Origin of the sequence: Enterococcus sp. 6D12_DIV0197, from assembly GCF_002174385.1 — a bacterium.
Taxonomy (GTDB): Bacteria; Bacillota; Bacilli; order Lactobacillales; family Enterococcaceae; genus Enterococcus_D; species Enterococcus_D casseliflavus.
On the sequence record NZ_NIBN01000001.1, the window covers coordinates 1,386,105 to 1,404,731 of the forward strand.

16 protein-coding genes are annotated in these 18,627 nt (G+C 43.4%); 11 read left to right on the forward strand and 5 right to left on the reverse strand.

The features are described from left to right. Positions 1-71: 71 nt before the first annotated feature. From A5867_RS06480 to A5867_RS06500, 5 genes are all read left to right on the forward strand, one after another. Positions 72-1,403, forward strand: coding sequence for an amino acid permease (locus tag A5867_RS06480; protein ID WP_087627159.1), 1,332 nt, complete (start codon positions 72-74; stop codon positions 1,401-1,403). Continuing rightward, positions 1,400-2,359 carry a D-2-hydroxyacid dehydrogenase gene (locus A5867_RS06485; RefSeq protein ID WP_087627160.1) on the forward strand — a complete coding sequence of 320 codons (960 nt, stop codon included), beginning with the start codon at positions 1,400-1,402 and terminating at the stop codon, positions 2,357-2,359. Before A5867_RS06480 ends, A5867_RS06485 begins: the two co-directional genes overlap by 4 nt. Before the next feature lie 168 nt (positions 2,360-2,527). Next, entirely contained in the window at positions 2,528-3,559 is a 1,032-nt protein-coding gene (locus tag A5867_RS06490; RefSeq protein WP_087627161.1) for a YibE/F family protein, read from the forward strand. Beyond that, the gene (locus A5867_RS06495; protein WP_087627162.1) at positions 3,556-4,317 is read left to right on the forward strand and encodes a YibE/F family protein; all 762 of its coding nucleotides are present in this window, start codon (positions 3,556-3,558) and stop codon (positions 4,315-4,317) included. The genes A5867_RS06490 and A5867_RS06495 overlap by 4 nt, the downstream gene beginning before the upstream one ends. 17 nt (positions 4,318-4,334) lie before the next feature. Then, positions 4,335-4,856: a GNAT family N-acetyltransferase gene (locus tag A5867_RS06500; RefSeq protein ID WP_087627163.1), complete on the forward strand. Its 522-nt coding sequence runs from the start codon at positions 4,335-4,337 to the stop codon at positions 4,854-4,856. Between the two features lie 82 nt (positions 4,857-4,938). Here A5867_RS06500 and A5867_RS06505 read toward each other — a convergent pair whose 3' ends face one another. Next, complete coding sequence (locus A5867_RS06505) at positions 4,939-5,937, reverse strand: LacI family DNA-binding transcriptional regulator (protein ID WP_010747788.1); 999 nt, start codon at positions 5,935-5,937, stop codon at positions 4,939-4,941. Positions 5,938-6,190: 253 nt separating this feature from the next. Here A5867_RS06505 and A5867_RS06510 point away from each other — a divergent pair, with 253 nt between their 5' ends. The 4 genes from A5867_RS06510 (at position 6,191) to A5867_RS06525 (ending at position 11,769) form a co-directional block, all read left to right on the forward strand. Continuing rightward, positions 6,191-7,462, forward strand: coding sequence for an extracellular solute-binding protein (locus A5867_RS06510; RefSeq protein WP_087627164.1), 1,272 nt, complete (start codon positions 6,191-6,193; stop codon positions 7,460-7,462). Between the two features lie 139 nt (positions 7,463-7,601). After that, positions 7,602-8,837, forward strand: coding sequence for a sugar ABC transporter permease (locus A5867_RS06515; RefSeq protein WP_087628164.1), 1,236 nt, complete (start codon positions 7,602-7,604; stop codon positions 8,835-8,837). Position 8,838: 1 nt separating this feature from the next. After that, complete coding sequence (locus tag A5867_RS06520; RefSeq protein WP_081116596.1) at positions 8,839-9,693, forward strand: sugar ABC transporter permease; 855 nt, start codon at positions 8,839-8,841, stop codon at positions 9,691-9,693. Positions 9,694-9,702: 9 nt separating this feature from the next. Next, positions 9,703-11,769, forward strand: a complete 2,067-nt coding sequence (locus A5867_RS06525) for a beta-galactosidase (protein ID WP_087627165.1) — start codon at positions 9,703-9,705, stop codon at positions 11,767-11,769. An 83-nt stretch (positions 11,770-11,852) separates the two neighbouring features. Here the strand turns inward: A5867_RS06525 and A5867_RS06530 are convergent, their stop codons facing one another. Further along, complete coding sequence (locus A5867_RS06530) at positions 11,853-13,367, reverse strand: flavocytochrome c (protein WP_010747793.1); 1,515 nt, start codon at positions 13,365-13,367, stop codon at positions 11,853-11,855. A 573-nt stretch (positions 13,368-13,940) separates the two neighbouring features. Here A5867_RS06530 and A5867_RS06540 point away from each other — a divergent pair. Next, positions 13,941-14,663: a metal ABC transporter ATP-binding protein gene (locus tag A5867_RS06540; RefSeq protein WP_081116599.1), complete on the forward strand. Its 723-nt coding sequence runs from the start codon at positions 13,941-13,943 to the stop codon at positions 14,661-14,663. Position 14,664: 1 nt separating this feature from the next. Further along, entirely contained in the window at positions 14,665-16,422 is a 1,758-nt protein-coding gene (locus tag A5867_RS18285) for a metal ABC transporter permease subunit (RefSeq protein ID WP_087627167.1), read from the forward strand. A 29-nt stretch (positions 16,423-16,451) separates the two neighbouring features. Here A5867_RS18285 and A5867_RS17920 read toward each other — a convergent pair whose 3' ends face one another. The 3 genes from A5867_RS17920 to A5867_RS06555 form a co-directional block, all read right to left on the reverse strand. Beyond that, positions 16,452-16,625 (reverse strand): hypothetical protein, encoded by a 174-nt coding sequence (locus A5867_RS17920; protein ID WP_170927507.1) that lies wholly within the window; start codon positions 16,623-16,625, stop codon positions 16,452-16,454. Between the two features lie 134 nt (positions 16,626-16,759). Continuing rightward, a complete protein-coding gene (locus A5867_RS06550) occupies positions 16,760-17,620 on the reverse strand; it encodes a metallophosphoesterase (RefSeq protein ID WP_015509322.1) in 861 nt (286 codons plus the stop codon). A gap of 174 nt (positions 17,621-17,794) precedes the next feature. Continuing rightward, complete coding sequence (locus A5867_RS06555) at positions 17,795-18,511, reverse strand: hypothetical protein (protein ID WP_087627168.1); 717 nt, start codon at positions 18,509-18,511, stop codon at positions 17,795-17,797. Between the last annotated feature and the right edge of the window lie 116 nt (positions 18,512-18,627).

The following is an 18,627-nucleotide window of genomic DNA, read 5'->3' on the forward strand; positions in this document are numbered from 1 at the left end:
GAAATTCCTCTAGTCAAGATAGTTTCTATCCGCTATACTTTGACTTATTCATTTAAAAAGGAAGTGATGTTGTGAAAAGTCAATTGAAAAAAGAAATCAGTTTTTTTGGGGCATTATCGACAGTAATGGGAACGGTGATCGGCGCCGGCGTGTTTTTCAAAGCAGCGGCTGTGGTCCAGCAGACCCAATCCACCGGTTTGACATTGTTGGTCTGGCTGCTTGCCGGCTTTCTAACGATTTGCGGCGGTTTGACGGTGGCGGAGTTAGCGACGGCGATTCCTGAGACTGGCGGACCCATTCGATATATTGAAAGAATTTATGGGAAATTACCCTCCTTTTTATTAGGCTGGGCACAAAGTATCATTTACTTTCCAGCAAACGTGGCGGCTTTAAGTATTATTTTTGCGACCCAGTGTTTGAACTTATTTCATCTACCCAGCAATTATTTGCTTCCTTTATCGATTTTGACCGGAACGAGTGTGACATTGATCAATCTTTTGGGAACAAAAGCCGCTGCTCAAGTCCAGTCCGTCACGTTAGCAGTCAAGCTGATTCCGATTGCGGTGATCATCGTGGCGGGCCTGTTGACACCAGGGCAAGTATCGGTCTCATTGGTGAATTTTTCTTCCAATACTCAAGGATCGCTTGCAGCTGGCATCAGTAGTGCCCTCTTAGCAACCCTTTTTGCTTATGACGGCTGGATGGGAGTCGGTAATGTCGCTGGGGAAATGAAGCGACCCGAAAAAGATTTACCAAAAGCCATCATCTTTGGATTGAGTTTTGTTACCTTGGTGTATGTGTTGATCAATGTTGCCTTTTTAAAAACATTGCCGATCGATCAAATCGCTGGTAATTTGAACAGTGCCTCAGAAACTGCGATGGCCTTGTTTGGCAGCTTTGGCGGAAAACTGGTCACGATCGGTATCCTGATCTCTGTGTATGGCGCATTGAACGGCTATACAATGACTGGCTTGCGGGTCCCATATGCCATGGCGTTGGAAGATGAGATTCCTTTCAGCAAGACCTTTGCCACTTTAAGTAAAACCACCAATGCACCCTATGCGGCGGCTTTTTTACAATTAGGGATCGCGTGTATCATGATGCTTTTAGGCACCTTTGATCTCTTGACCGATATGCTGGTTTTTGTTATGTGGTTCTTTAGTGTATTATTGTTTGTAGGAGTTTTTCGTTTGCGAAAAACAGAACCGCAGATGAAGCGTCCGTATAAAGTTCCCTTCTATCCAATCATTCCCTTGATTGCGATCTTAGGTGGCTGTTTTATCTTGATTATGACCTTGATCACTGACACGTGGTTAGCAGTCGTGGGAATTGGCGTGACGTTACTAGGAATTCCCGTTTTTTATGGAAAAGCAAAAGGAAAAGCGAGAGGAGCGAAAGAATGAAGATCGTTGTACTTGATGGCTATGCGTTGAATCCAGGAGATTTGTCTTGGCAAGGGTTTGAAGAATTAGGAGAGGTGACGGTGTATGATCGTACCTCGTATACAGATAAACAAGAAATTATTGAGCGAATCGGCGATGCCGAAGCAATTTTGACAAATAAAACACCGATCACCGCAGATGTGCTCAAAGCATGTCCGCAATTGACCTACATTGGGGTCTTGGCAACTGGATACAATGTCGTTGATTTGGCAGCAGCGAAGGAACAGGGAATCACCGTGACCAATATTCCTAGCTACAGTACCAATGCAGTGGCACAAGCGACCTTTGCTTTGCTGCTGGAAGTGACGAATCAAGTGGGACACCATAATCGTTCCGTGCATCAGGGCGACTGGCAAACCAGCAAAGATTTTTCTTATTGGCAGACACCGTTGATGGAATTGGCAGGCAAAACGATTGGGCTGATTGGATATGGTGCGATTGCTCAAGCAGTTGCCACGATCGCTCATGCGTTTCAGTTGAAGGTGATCTACTTTAATCATCGACCAAAACCAGCACAAGCGGATTGGGCAAAACAAGTTTCGCTGGCGGAATTGTATCAAGAAGCAGATATCATCAGCCTTCATGTTCCGCAGTTTCCTGAGACAGAAAAAATGATCGATCGCACAGCATTGGCACAAATGAAATCTTCTGCGATCCTGATCAATACCGCCCGTGGCGGCTTGATCGATGAAGCGGCAGTTGCTGAAGCGCTGAAAACCGGGCAGATCGCAGCCTTGGCGGCAGATGTCGTTTCAAAAGAACCGATCGCAGCTGACAATCCCTTATTACAGACGCCAAATTGCTATTTGACACCGCATATCGCTTGGGCACCCGTCGAAACGCGGCGTCGTTTGATGGGGATCGCTGTGGCGAACTTAAGCGGTTTTAAAGCAGGTACACCGCAAAATGTCGTGTAAGCAAAACGAGCAAGTAAAAGGACTTTGACAAAGCAGGCGACTAACAAAGCAGTTAGTCTCGCCAACACAGTAACCATTTCGACCAGTCATCCAGCCTCACAAGGTGATTGGTCGTAGGACTGGTGGTTTGTCTAAGTCTTTTTTTGCTGAAAATGAAAGGAGACGGTCTTGAAAAAGTATTTTTATCTAGCGGCCTTTGTTAGCGTGCTGGTCTTGAGCTGGCTGATCCAAACCCAAAGCAGCCGCTTTTATGCACAGCCGATCATAGAAGTACAAACGGTTCAAGTCACCGCCGACCAGCAGCAGATCCAAGGGATCGTTCGTAACGGAGAAGAAGCTGGGGTACTACGGACAGTCACTACGCAATACACCCCCAACGGTGCGATTCATCCGTTGTATCAGACCGGACAACAGCTGCTTTTGCAAAAAGAAGGGGATGGCTGGCAGGTACAAGCACAAAAACGGGATGGGTATCTCTTTTTCTTCCTTGCCTTATTTTTGATGGCAGTAGTCGCAATTGGTGGCAAAAAGGGCTTGCGGGCTTTACTTAGTATCTTTGTGAATACTTGCTTGCTGCTCCTTTTTCTTTGGTTTCACAAAGGCAACAGCTCCTTTTCATTGGTCTTTTTGATGATCGTTTTTACGATCGTCTCGTTGGTTTTGACGATGGGGATTTCCTATGGCTTTCGTACGATCGACAGCCGCAAAATCATTGCCTCGTTAGCCAGCGTCCTCTTGGCGTTTTTTCTCTGTCGGTTCGCCATGGATCTTTTGCAAGATCATGGGTTGCGCTATGAAGAAATGTCGTTTCTGACCCGTCCGTATCGCAGTGTCTATCTAGGGAGTCTGCTGATTGGCGCGATTGGTGCCAGCATGGACAATATTGTCATGCTGATTGCCAGTCTAGATGAGATCCAGCGCATCAATCCCCAGACTAGCCGCAAGGAACGATTAGCGATCGGTCGGTCCATCGCGCAAGATACGACTTCTTCGATGATCAATGTCTTGTTGTTTGCTTATTTAAGTGGGAGTATGCCAGCGCTATTGTTTTACCTAGCAAATGGCTGGCTTCTGTCGCAAGCATTGCCGATGCATCTTTCTTTAGAAATAGTGCGTACATTATGCGGCGGCTTTGCGCTGGTTTTATCGGTACCGTTGACGCTCCTTTGCTTTGAACTACAAAGGAGGAAAGCAAAATGAATGTTTTGTTTGTGTTGATCTTGCTTTTTCTCTTGCTGACTTTCGCTGTTTTTCGGATCGAAGGGCTGTTTCAAGTCACTGGTCTGTTTATGAATGTGGCTGTCTTTCTAGCGCTGCTGGTCCTGATTGACCGAGGGGCACCGATCTTACCAGCGGCTTGTGTTGCCTTTTTAGCCGTGGCGGCGATCACCTTGTTTTTCGTGAACGGCGTCAATCAGAAAACCAAAATTGCCTTTGTCTGTGTGTTGGTCTTTCTAGGGCTTTTTCTACTACTATTTCCGCTTGTGCTCTCTGCAATGAATCTGCATGGGTTTTCGGCAGAGGAACTGGATGAGTTGGCGATGTATTCTTTTGATGTAGCCATCGATTTTAAGACATTGATGACTGCGATCATTTTGATGAGTTTTTCGGGGGCGGTGGCAGATGGGAGTATGGCGATCAGCACTGCGACCTATGAACTTTTTCAAGCAAACCCGCAAGTCTCGATCAAGGCATTAAGTAAAAGTAGTATGACCGTGGTATCAGACGTATTGTCTTCAACGATCAATACCTTATTGTTTGCCTTTATGGGAAGTAATCTGGCGTTGATTGCGTGGTTTCAAGATTTGTCGATCTCCTTTGGTGCAATGATCAATTCGAAGGCGTTCGTCTCAGAATTGGTCGTTTGTTTGATCACGGGTCTGGCAGCGGTGATTATTTTACCCATCACCGCATGGGCAGCAAGTTGGTATTTTTTGAAAAGAAACCGAATGGAATAGGAAGGGGCGCAACCACCATGGAACCACTAATTGAAACTAAGCGATTAGTCCTGCGAGAAATGAGTCATGACGATCGACCAGCGATTGAAAAGATTTTGCAAGATCCAGAAGTCATGATTGCCTATGAAGGACCCTTCAGTGAACAAGAAGTCACTGGTTGGATCGACAAACAGCTGCAACGCTATCAAAACGATCACATTGGCTTGTGGCTAGTGATTGAGAAAGCATCCGGGCAAGCGATCGGTCAATGCGGGTTGACATGGCAAGACGTCAAGGGAGAAGCCGTTTTAGAAATTGGGTACTTGTTTCAAAAGAACTTCTGGCATCATGGGTTTGCCACAGAAGCCGCCCAGGCTTGTAAAGACTATGCGTTTGCAACGCTGAATGCCGCCATTGTTTATTCGATCATTCGTGAGACCAATCAAGCCTCCATGAATGTGGCATTGCGCAATGGAATGAAGCTGGTGGATCGCTTTGTCAAACACTATCGGCAAGTGGACATGCCGCATCTTGTGTATGCTGTGGCGAAAGAGATGTGAAAAACGAAAGAATGCTTTTTTCGATTTAGACAATGAAACGCCCTTAGAAAGTTAGCTTTTTCTAACTTTCTAGGGGCGTTTTTTATGCTTGCGTAAAGCTTTTTCGTTCGATGAGTTCAGCCCCTAAAAGGACTGTTTTGGTGATCGCTCGAGGATGAACGATCTGATCCACCAATAAATCGATCGCGGTTTTGGCGATTTCCTCCACATCAATTTTAAACGTTGTTAGAGGGGGAGCCACAAATTTTGCGATCTCATTGTCGTTAATACTGATTAATTCCAAGCGATCAGGAATGATGATGGATCGTTCATTTAACGCTTGGAGCACACCAACTGCGATGGTGTCAGAAGCCACAAAGAGCGCCTCTGGCAAATTGTCACCAAGGGATTCCACCATTTTTTTCGCCAAACGATAGCCGGTTTCAACGGAAAAATTGCCACCACTAAATAAGAACGCCTCATCGAGCGCATCTCGACGAGCCAGCGTTTGACGGAAGATGACCTCGCGACTATCCATTTCTGCACGTTGGGTATCAGGATTTAGATAAGCACCACCAATAAAGCCGATCTTTCGGTATCCTTTTGTTAAAAATAGATCGATCGCCAGTTGCGTCATTCGATCAGTATCAGGTTTGACCGTATCGAACAGCTCTGGACAGGGGTTGATTTCCAAAAGGACGCCATAGGGGCAAACGGATTTGAACTGCTGCGTTTCTTTCTCAGTGAAAGAGCCAATCCCAATAAATCCGGCGACTTCTTGCAGTATTTCTAAAACATCATCTTCATGGGTGATCAGTTGAATTTCCAAATTGTTGATTTTCGCATATTTTTCTAAAGAGATACGCAATTGTCGAAAATAGACATCTTGCAGCTCTTCTTGTTCTGTCAGCCAGAAAAGGACGGCGATTTTTTCTAGTGTTGTTTTTATTTTTGAGCGATCATAACCTAGTGATAAAGCGGTATGAATAATTTTTTGACGCGTATCGGCTGCGATCGACAACGATTCGTCGCCTTTCAATAATCGGGAAACAGTCGCTTGTGAAAAGCCTGATTGCTCGGCAATTTTTTTTATTGTAACCAATCTTCTTCACCTCTTTCTTCTAGTATACGCTAACAACTTTACCAAGTAAATGAATTTACTAAATATATTTACTGAATAGTGAAATTTTAGAGCGTGGAGGTATTTTGAAAAATTATTTGTGAGATAAACCTTGATTTTATCCGATTTTTTACTTCATTGAAGAAATTAATTTAGTAAAACTATTTACATATTAAGTAAAATAATTTATTATAAACAAGAAGATAGCGTTTGCAAAATAAAGAAAAGGTGGAGAATGATGATGAAAAAAATGTCTCGGGTTCTTTTTTTAAGTGTAGCAGCTTTAGGATTAGGTGCTTGCGGTCCACAAAGTGAAGGGACAGATAGTACTGCAGCAAATAGTGGCAGCGATAAGGACTATGATCTATTGGTCTGGGAAGACCAAGCAAAATCAGTTGGGATTGAAGAGGCAGTCAAACAATTTGAAGAAGAACACGATGTGACGATCAAAGTGGTCGAAAAAGCCTATGGTGGACAGATCGAAGATTTACGATTGGATGGCCCCGCTGGTACAGGTGCGGATGTCATCACGATTCCTGGCGATCAAATCGGTACAGCCGTTACCGAAGGGTTGTTGAAAGAATTAACAGTCGATCAAACGCTACAAGATCTGTATACAGAATCAGCAATGCAATCGCAAATCGTTAACGGCAAAGTCTACGGCTTACCAAAAGCGGTTGAAACACAAATTTTGTATTATAACAAAGAACTAATTTCCGAAGAAGACTTGCCTCAGACAACGGATGAGTGGCTGGAGTATTCCAAGTCCGTTTTAGGTGCTGACAGTTATGGGTTACTGGCATTGTGGGATCAAATTTATTACGCACAAGGTGTATTGAGCGGTTATGGCGGTTATGTTTTTGGGGAGAATGCCGATGGATCCTATGACCCTGAAGATATTGGATTAGCTAATGAAGGTGCGATTGAAGGGGCAGACTATATCCAACAGTTTTATGATGCAGGTGTTTTTCCATCCGGATTGGTGGGTGAACAAGGAATCAATGTGCTGGACTCTTTATTTACGGAAGGAAAAGCTGCAGCTGTCGTCTCTGGTCCATGGAACTTGTCTCCTTATAAAGAAGCGGGCATCGACTATGGTGTGAAAGAATTGCCATTATTAGGCAATGGTGAACATATGGGCTCCTTTATCGGTGTCAAAAGCTACAACGTAAGTAGCTATTCCCAAAACCCTGAATTAGCTGAAGCGTTCGTGAAGTTTATCAGCAATGAGGAAAATTCAAAAGTCCGTTATGAAAAAACACAGGAAGTACCAGCGGTTGCTTCTTTGGCAGATGATCCAGCAGTTCAAGAAAGTGAAAGTGCTGCAGCCATCGCCGCTCAGTCCCAACACGCAGAACTAACGCCTGGGATTACTGAAATGAATTCAGTATGGGAACCAATGGATGCCGCATTGCAAACCATTGCTACTGGAAAGGCTGAACCGAAAACAGCTCTACCACAGGCAGTCGATCAGATCAAATCAGCCATTGCAGCAATTCAAAACTAAAAAGTCGTTACGAGGACAAACGTTTCGGATGGTGATTCAGCACTAGGAATCAAGTAATGCCGAACGAAACGTTTGTCAGCGGCTTTTTCTTACAGGGGGCGAAAATGTGAAAAACACACAGTCGTATGCAAAACGAGCAATGCTATTCTCGATAATACCAGGATTCGGTCAATTTTATAATCGGCAAAAAATCAAAGGCGCTTTATTTTTCTTCTTTTTTGCTATGTATCTTGTCGTCTTTAAAGATTTATTTAATATGGGACTTTGGGGCATCGTGACATTAGGCGTGGAAGTGCCGAGAGACAATTCCATCTTTTTATTAGCAGAAGGATTAGTTGCCTTGATCGTCATCGGTTTTGGTCTGTTGTTCTATTATTTAAACATCCGTGATGCCTATAAAAACGGCGAATTAAGAGACAATGAGCTACCAGTCAACTCTATCCGTGAAAGCTACCAGGCACTATTAAGAGAAGGCTATCCTTATTTAATGAGTAGCCCAGCATTTTTCTTACTCGTGTTTTCTGTTATTTTTCCGATTCTCTTTAGTATCGCGTTAGCTTTTACGAACTATGATCTGTATCATTCTGCACCTGCCAATTTAGCAGATTGGGTGGGATTAGAGACCTTTAAGAAGATTTTTACTGTCGATATTTGGCGTAGTACCTTCTTCAATGTTCTAGGCTGGACAGTTATCTGGACCTTGATCGCCTCAACGTTACAAGTTTCTATCGGAATATTTTTAGCGGTGCTGGTGCATCAAAAAGAACTACGATTCAAAAAGTTCTTTCGAACAATTTTGATCCTCCCATGGGCAGTTCCGGGATTTGTTACGATCTTGGTATTTTCAGGAATGTTCAATGATTCCTTTGGTGCGATCAATAATACGATTTTGAATTTCTTCCAGATTTCACCGATTCCTTGGCTAACGAGTGCGAATTGGACCCGCTTAGCTTTGCTACTGATTCAAGGCTGGCTAGGCTTTCCGTATATTTTTATCGTGACTACAGGGACGCTGCAATCCATTCCTGATGATTTGTATGAGGCGGCGACCATCGATGGTGCTTCAGCTTTACAAAAATTTCGCCGAATCACATTGCCATTACTGCTTTATGCAATGGCACCGATTTTGATTACGCAATATACGTTTAACTTCAACAATTTCAATATTATTTATCTGTTTAATTCTGGTGGACCAGCAGTTCCTGGTTCGACCGCTGGTGGTACCGATATTTTGGTTTCGTGGATCTATAAGCTAACGATGCAAAATAGTCAATATGCACTGGCAGCAGCGTTGACGATTCTCTTATCGATCGTCGTGATTGCGATTGCTTTATGGCAATTCCGCCGAACAAATTCATTCAAGGAGGTTGGATAACATGAAGGCAGCAAGTATGAAGAAACAAAAATTTGTCCGCCTATCCTTGACGTATCTCGTACTGATTTTTACGGTAGTAGTGATCGTCTACCCTTTACTTTGGACGATCGGTGCTAGTTTTAATCCTGGGAACAGTTTAGTAAGTACGAGTTTGATTCCGACGAGTCCGACATTAAGTCACTACACGAAATTGTTTGCTGGTGACAACTCGCTTTATTATAGTCAATGGTATTTGAATTCATTAAAAATCAGTGTATGCACCATGTTCTTGTCACTGATTTTTGTCTCCATGACGGCGTATTCCTTTTCACGATTTCGTTTTGCAGGCCGTAAAAATGGGTTGATGCTGTTCTTACTCCTACAAATGATCCCGCAGTTCTCTGCCTTGATCGCAATTTTTGTATTGGCGCAAATGCTCGGCTTGATCAATAGCCATTGGTTGCTGATCTTGATTTACGTTGGGGGCCAGATTCCCATGAACACGTACTTATTGAAAGGGTATTTTGACTCGATCCCGTTAGATTTAGACGAGAGTGCCAAGATAGATGGCGCAAGCAATACGCGAATATTCTGGCAAATTTTGATTCCTTTATCACGACCAATGCTGGCAGTCGTTGCCATGAATGGCTTTACTGGACCACTTGGAGACTTTGCCCTGTCTTCTGTGATTTTACGTAATCCTGAGTACTATACATTACCCATCGGGTTATACAAATTAGTCACGGATAAAATGGGAGCCAGCTATACAACTTTTGCGGCAGGGGCTATTTTGATCAGTATTCCGATCGCGCTCGTCTTTATTGCATTACAAAAACATTTTGTCTCCGGTTTGACCGCTGGTGGCACAAAAGGATAGGAAGAGAAGATGACAAGATATAACTTAGAAGAACGCTTTTTACATGGTGGGGATTATAATCCTGACCAGTGGCTAAATTATCCCGAGATCTTAGCCAAAGATTTAGAACTAATGGAAAAAGCTCATGCTAATACATTTTCCCTTGGTATTTTTGCTTGGAGTGCCTTAGAGCCAGCAGAAGGGGTGTTTCAATTTGAATGGTTAGACAAAATCATGGATGAGCTCGCCGAACGAAACAGCAACGTCATTTTAGCGACGCCAAGCGGCGCGCGTCCTGCCTGGTTGTCTAAAGCATACCCTGAAGTTCTACGGACCAATGAAAAACGGGAAAAAATGTTACACGGCGGGCGTCACAATCACTGCTTTTCTTCACCGATCTATCGTGAGAAAGTGGCGATCATCAATCGGAAATTAGCTGAACGCTACCACGATCACCCAGCACTATTGATGTGGCATATTTCCAATGAGTATTCTGGAGATTGTCATTGTCCCATTTGCCAAGAAAACTTTCGTCAGTGGGTCAAGCAGAAGTACCAAACATTAGCAGCCTTGAATGAGGCCTGGTGGGGACCTTTCTGGAGTCATACCATCACCGATTGGTCGCAAATCGAATCTCCTTCACCGATCGGCGAAATGCAAGTTCATGGACTAAATCTAGACTGGCATCGTTTTGTGACCGATCAGACCATTGATTTCTATGAACATGAGATCAAAGACATTCGTCGTTTGTCTCCAGATGTACCGATCACAACGAATTTCATGGCAGATACCCGAGATTTGATTCCCTTTTATAGCCTTGATTATGGAAAATTTGCCCAGCATGTAGATGTCATTAGTTGGGATTGTTATCCTGCTTGGCATAATGATTGGGGAACGACCGCTGATTTGGCAAGTAAGGTTGGGTTTATCAATGATCAGTACCGTAGCTTGAAAAAGCAACCCTTTTTGATCATGGAATCAACCCCTAGTGGTGTGAATTGGCATCCAGTCAATCGCACGAAACGCCCCGGGATGCATCTGTTGTCTTCTATGCAATTTATTGCTCACGGTTCAGATAGTAATCTTTATTTCCAATGGCGAAAATCTCGAGGCTCATCTGAGAAGTTCCATGGGGCCGTCGTGGACCATGACAACGACGAACAGAATCGTGTTTTTCAAGATGTAGCAGAAGTGGGAAAAGCCTTAGAAGAAATCAAAGAAATCAAAGGATTGCACAAAAAAGCCAAAGTGGCGATCATCTATGATTGGGATAACAATTGGGCGCTCAATGATGCGCAAGGTTTTGGTTTGGAGAGCAAACGCTACCCACAAACGTTGCAAGAGCATTATCGCTATTTTTGGGATCATGACATCGCGGTTGATGTCATCACGAAAGACCATGACTTTGACTCTTACCAATTGATCATCGCTCCGATGCTTTACCTTTTACCAAAAGAAACTATGAAAAAGTTTCAACAGTATACGAAAAATGGCGGGACGCTGGTTTCCACTTATTTGACGGGGATCGTGAATGAAACGGACTTGACCTATTTAGGGGGCTGGCCTCAAGAGTTAGAAGAACTGTTTGGTGTGTCTGTGAAAGAAATCGATACGTTATATCCGAAACAAAAAAATCTGCTTTTAATGAAGGAGCAGCAGTACCAAATTCATGATTATTGTAGTGTTGTTCAAACAAACACTGCCCAAACGTTAGGGGTCTACGGTGCTGATTTTTATCAAGGTCAAGCTGCAGTGACCGTAAATGATTATGGTGAAGGAAGTGCCTACTATCTTGGGGGACGGACGGATCAAGCCTTTTTGGAAGACTTCTATCAAGAAGTAACACAACAGCTTCGCATACAAAATGAGTGGGTCCGTCAAGGTTCAACGAACGTGTCGATCCAAAGTAGAGAAAGTCAGCAAGAGCAGCTCGCTCCGACCACCTATTATTTTGTGATGAATTTTTCCGAAGAAAATCAAGAAGTAGAGGTAGCAACTACAGGAATCGATTTGCTTACTGGAAAAACGACAAACCAAAAGCTTCAGTTGGCGCCTTATGAGGTGCAGATTATCAAAGTGACAGCACCAGATCAATAAAGACTATTGTGTCAATTATATGAAAAAAGAAGTACTTACGTTGATGAAAAAAACGTAAGTACTTCTTTTTTATAGAGAGTGTTTTAATTTTCTTGCGCAAATTCGGCAGCTTTTGTTCCTGCTTGGCGTCCGAAGATGATGATATCGGCAACGGCATTACCGCCAATTCGGTTTTCACCATGCAACCCACCAGTTACTTCACCAGCTGCAAAAAGACCTGGAATGATCTCGTTATCCGTAGCGATCACTTCTGTGTTGGTGTTGATCTTCACGCCGCCCATCGTGTGGTGGATACCAGGAGCGATGGCAATAGCATAGTAAGGTCCTGTTGACAAATCGTTGTCCATTGCTGTGCTGCGTCCAAAGGCTTCGTCTTCACCAGCAGCTACACTGCTGTTCCAGGTAGCGATCGTTTCAGCAAGCGCTGCTTCAGGCATGTCCAATTCTTTTGCTAATTCTTCGATCGTGTCAGCGGATTTGACTAACCCTTGTTGCTCGTAAAAATCAATGGCTGTCACGCGTTCTTTGACACCTGCATCAAAAACTAACGTTGCTGATTTTTCAGGTAGGGCAATGATCGCTTCAGAGACTTTGTCTCGTGTTTCCATTTCATTGAAGAACCGTTCGCCTTCTTGATTGACCAAGATCGCGCCTTCTCCACGGACAGCTTCAGTGATTAACAGTGATTTAGACTGATCCACTGTTGGGTGGATTTGGATTTGCTCTAAATCAACCGTTTGTCCACCTAATGCTTCGATCATTTTGATCCCATCACCAGTCGAACCCTCTTGGTTCGTTGTCACGTAGTCTGCCAATTCTGGTTTGTATTCGGTGATCATGTCGAAATTGGCACCGAAACCGCCTGTTGTAACGACAACTGCTTTGGCATCAATGGTTTGTTCGGTTCCTTCTACTTCAACGGTCACCCCGTTGACTTGACCATCTTCTTCATTGATTTCTTTGACATCGGCATTCACAAAAATTGGGATTTCCAATTCATGGATGTTGCGCATCAAGCCATCAACTAAGTATTCCCCAACAGCAGAACCATCCGATGGACGGTGCGTTCTTTTTTCACTCATCCCGCCAGTCGTTGTTAAGTTGTCTAAAGTGATACCCATGGAATCTAACCAATCGATCGCTTCTGCTGAATGATCCACAAAGTAGCGCAACAATTCTTCATCATTGGTGTTGTGACCGCCAGCTAATGTTTCTTCATAAAATAGATCGTTTGAATCTTCGATGCCTTCTGCTTCTTGGAATTTGGTTTCTGAAGCGTTCATTCCTGCTGAAGATTTCAATGTATTCCCACCAGAAATTGGCATTTTTTCTAAAATAACTGGGTTTGCGCCAGCTTCTTTTGCTTGGATCGCAGCGGCCATTCCAGCGCCACCTGCACCGACGATCACGACATCGTAGCTGTCTGCAAGTTCGCTAGGGTCTGTGTATTCTTGACCAGATGCAGCGGAAGTTGCATCTGTTTCTTCATTAGCAGATGAACCAGTACTTGAGCTGCTGCTTGTTTGTGAATCAGCGCCACAAGCACTCAAAGTTGCTAACGAGGTTAGGACTAATAGTGTTTGGAAAATTTTCTTCATTGTTTTTATTCCTCCTAAAACTTTTTCCAAATCAAAGACTAACATAGTTGTCATGTTATTTTTAGCTTTTGTTCGAAAAATCACATAATAATTAGAAAAGTTTAATTTATAAAGCGTTTTAGTCGAGGTGAAAGGGTTTCTTGGTCATCATAAAAAAGAGTGAATTCGTGAATTTATGGAAATAGAAGAATTATTGATTCTTTGATTTGTTTGGTATTAATCATGAAGGGAGAAAGCAAAGAGGCTTTGATTCGCCTCTCTTCTGTTATTGAAAAAACGTACGTCACTGAGGTGCCGAGGAATGATCTCTTTTATTAAGAATAAATCAAATGCTTTGCGATCAAAAGATAGAAAGAAATTGATGGTATCCGTGTTTGTGGGCACCAATTTTTACTCAATAAATAAAGATAGAACCTTAGTTTTCAAGAGTCATTGCCAAGAAACTGTGGTGTTTCTTAAAAAAATCAAGAGAACTGTCTTGCAAAACAAATCCTTTCTAGTATAATAAAAATAAGTTAGGTCTACCTAAAAAATAAATAAACTATCCTTAACTATGGAAATGGAGTGAAAATAATGATTACTTTTTCAGAAATATCCGCAGCCTATGATGGCGATCATCAAGTGATCTCGGATTTGTCGTTTCAAGTAGAAAAACCGTCGATCGTAGGGATCATTGGTCCAAATGGGGCAGGGAAGTCGACGCTGATCAAAGCGGCGTTGAAATTGATCCCTTCCAGTGGGAACATGAGTGTCGACAAAAAAGCGTTAAAAGACTTTCAAAAGGAAATTGCCTATGTCGAACAAAAGACCGCGGTTGATTACACGTTTCCAATCACAGTCAAAGAAGTCGTATCTTTAGGCTTGTATCCTAAGATGCGCATGTTCCAAAGGATGTCGGCAAACGATTGGCAGAAAGTGACAGCCGCTCTGGCAGCGGTAGAAATGGAATCCTTTGCGGAACGTCAGATTGGGGAATTGTCCGGCGGGCAGTTTCAGCGGGTCTTGATTGCTCGAACGTTGGTGCAAGATGCCAACTATATTTTCCTCGATGAGCCCTTTGTAGGGATCGATGCCACCAGTGAAGCGATCATCGTCGGCCTGTTGCGTAACTTGCGAGATGCTGGCAAGACGATTTTTATCGTTCACCATGATCTGGGGAAAATCACCGAATACTTTGATTTCTTGGTTCTGCTCAATCAAACCCTGATCGCTGCGGGACCAGTCAGTGAAGTCTTTACCGAGAGCAATTTGAAGCAAACATTTGGCGATGCGATCATCGTGAAAGGAGGCGTTTAACATGTTGACAAGCTTTTTTACGAGTTTAAGTAACTATCATTTCTTGCAAAATGCCTTGATCACGGCAGTCGCGATCGGGATCGTGGCAGGGGTGATCGGTTGTTTTATTATCTTACGAGGGATGTCCTTGATGGGGGATGCAATCTCTCATGCGGTCTTACCAGGGGTAGCCTTGTCTTATATCTTCGGCGTTCATTTTTTTGTCGGGGCGATCTTCTTTGGGATCTTGGCTTCCATGATCATTACCTATATCGCCAATAACAGCCTGATCAAAAGCGATACGGCGATCGGTATCACCTTTAGTTCGTTTCTAGCTTTAGGGGTTATCTTGATTGGAGTAGCAAATAGTTCGACTGATTTGTTTCACATTTTGTTTGGGAATGTGCTAGCGGTGCAAGACAGCGACAAATGGCTGACGATCGCTATCGCTATCCTTGTGCTGGCAGTGATCATCCTCTTCTTCCGTCCACTGTTGATCACGTCTTTTGATCCGATGATGGCAAAGGCCTTTGGGATGAAAGTGCAAGCCTATCACTATTTATTGATGTTCTTGTTGACTTTGGTTTCAGTGACAGCGATGCAAAGCGTCGGAACGATCTTGATCGTGGCTCTGTTAGTCACTCCAGCAGCAACGGCTTATCTTTATACAAAACAATTGAAGCATATGATGGTCATCGCAGGGGTTTTAGGTGGTTTCGCCTCATTTATCGGCTTGTTTATCGGGTACAGCTTTAATATTGCCGCAGGATCAAGTATCGTTTTGACCGCAGGAGCCTTTTTCGTGATCGGTTTCTTGTTCTCACCAAAACAAAAGACCAGTCCAGTCAAACGCTGGTCAGCGACGGCGGTTTTAGCAACGGCAGCTGTAGCTGGTGGCTTCTTTTTGGCACAGCAAAACGGACAGATGGCCCAAACAGAAGGGAAACTTTCAGTAGTAGCGACCAATTCGATCATTGCTGATATTACGGAAAACATTGCCGGTGATCGAATCGATCTTCACAGTATCGTACCAGTGGGGCGTGATCCCCATGAATATGAACCTTTAGTGGAAGATGTTCGAAAAGCGACCGATGCCGATCTTATCCTTTACAACGGCTTGAATCTAGAAACTGGCGGCAATGGCTGGTTTACCAAATTGATGAACAATGCCAATAAGGTAGAAAATGAAGATTACTTTGCCGTCAGTGATGGCGTGGATGTGCTTTATCTTTCTGATGATGAAGACCACAGCAAAGCCGATCCTCATGCCTGGTTAAATCTAGAAAACGGTATGATCTATGCCCGTAACATCGCTCAACGCCTGAGCGAAAAGGACCCTGACAATCGCTCTTTCTATGAAGAAAACCTTGAACGCTACTTGGCTTCATTAGAAGAACTGGATCAGCAAGCGAAGGAAAACTTCCAATCGATTCCTAGAGAGAAGAAATTGATCGTCACCAGTGAGGGAGCCTTCAAATACTTCTCCAAAGCCTATGGTGTACCGTCTGCCTATATTTGGGAAATCAATACCGAAGAAGAAGGTACCCCTGCGCAAATCAAAAACTTAGTGGATCAGCTGCAAAACTCAGCCGTCGCTTCCTTGTTTGTTGAAAGCAGCGTCAATACTCGTCCAATGCAAAGTGTTTCTCGTGATGCGGGCATTCCGATTTTCGGAACCGTCTTTACCGATTCGATTGCAGAACCGGGAGAAGAAGGCGACAGCTACTATAACATGATGAAGTGGAATCTCGAGACGATTTATCAAGGCTTGAATCAATAAAGCAAAAAAGCATCCTTAGCTCGTTCTGGCTAAGGATGTTTTTTCGTCGTATTTTTGTGCTGGAGAAAAGCAAAGAGATAAAATCCGCAGCCCATCAAGGCAGCAAGAAATGCGATGACAGGAAAGTACAACCCCTGACCGTAAACATAGGCTGTATAAGCAAAGAAGGCGTTTAAAAACCAGAGTGTTCCTGAGATGACCATTTTTTGGTTCCTCCTAATTGTTTAAAAGTATTTATTTGGTATATTTTAACACGATAGGGGCAAAAAGAAAATCAGCGAATCGAACGTTTGCTGAAACGATTTGCTGATTTTTTCCCAATTACAACGATGAACAGTTAAGAAACGTTCAATTGCTGTTGCGGTTCTAAATGGTAATAAAGGATCTCTGGCGGGACGCCGAGTCGGGCGGGAATCTTGGTCATACCGACCCCACTGGAAACACTCAATAAGGTCTCATTTCCTAAAAGGTAGAGCCCATCGGTATATTTCAACGCGCCCTTTGTTTTCGCATAATAAAAAGGCAAGCGAATCTGCCCGCCATGGCTATGGCCAGAAAGAATCAAGTCGTAGTTTGGCAGATTGGTGATCCGAGAAACATAATCGGGTTCATGGAGCAAAAGCAGCTGCCATTCTGCTAAGGTTGCTTCATAGGTAAAACTGACTTTCGGACTTTCTATATCGATACCGACAATATTCATCGACGTCTTGTCATCAGAACCAAAAACCGACTCATTATCAAGTAAGGTAAACCCTGCATGCTGGTATATTTCCTTAACAAAGTAATGCCCGTCATTCAAATGGTCATGGTTCCCCATAACTGCGATCTTACCCAGAGGCGCTTGCAATTTTTTCAGCTTTTCGATCAGTCGCTTGGTTGAACGATGCGGCCATTTTTTATAATTATCGATCAGATCCCCCGTGATGATGATCAGATCCGGCTTGTTTTGGATCGTTGATCGAATGATGCGATTCATTCGCCGTGGTTTGTACCAACGAGAAAAATGAAGGTCGCTGATATGGGCGATCACGAGATTGCTTTCTGCTTGATAAAGATCGTAAGCCTTTGAAATATCTAAGACGGTGCGCTTGTCTTTTTTTATGAGGTAGTGCCGTTGTTTGAGAAGATGCGGTTCAATAATAAAGGAGTAAACTAGCAAGCCCGTAAGGAGGAATGCAATAAGAATGAGGGTGTACATGGCGTGGCTCCTTTTTTGATTTGCTAGTTTCTAGCATAGTAGATTCTTACAAAAAAAGCAATCATGCGAAAGCAAAAATAACAAAAAATATCCATCGTATTTCGTTTGTTTCTTCCATGAAAAAAAGATACAAAAGGGGCGGCAATAGCCGATCTTTTGTATCCTAGATCGCAATTATTTGATTTTCACCAAACGTTTAAAGCGTGCTTTGTGTTTGACGGGGATCAAAGCCATGACACAATCATAAGGGACGGAGATGATCGCCCATGCGAGACTTTTACTTGAAGCAAAGGCATAGTTTTGCTTTAAGACAAAATGGCCACTGATCAAGGCAAAACCGATACTGCCGACCCACAGCCATTGCGGGTTCCAATTCGTAAAGTGTTGGAGGGCTGTGATGACAAAGGGATAGCCGTAAAAGTACAATGCAGTCAAAACGAAAGTGACATTTTTGGTTAATTGACGCAGGGTCAGTAAGAAAAATAAGCCAGAAAGAACGATACCCAATGGCGGGAACAGACTAACTATGAAGGAATACACGATGCCCCATACGATCATGCCAGGTCCTTTGACGAGAGCGGCTAAGACAAAGATAAAAAGTAGGAATAAGAGCTGTTGCGTAAAGTTTGCTGCTGTCAAAAGTCCGAAGAAACCAACCAATAACCAGTGAGAAAAAGTCGTTGTTTGATTCTTTTGTGGTGTCTGTTGCTGCAATTTTAGCCAGGTAGCAAAATTCGGGAAATCATGCTGGAAATTTCGCTGAAAATCGCTGTTGAATGCTTGATGGGCATTTTGCTGCCGATAGTAATGATATTGATGTTTTAACGTACCTTTCGTTGCTGCTTTTTGGCCAGAAAAAAAGCGGCCGGGATCAATTTTTGATCGTTCCATATTTCCACCTCCATACAATTTCGTTACCCTCAGTATAGAGAAAATCAGCTTCGGCGTCCTCCAACTTTGGGCGGATTTTTTTTGCTTGCTGAAAGTTTTCTTAAACTGATGAAAAA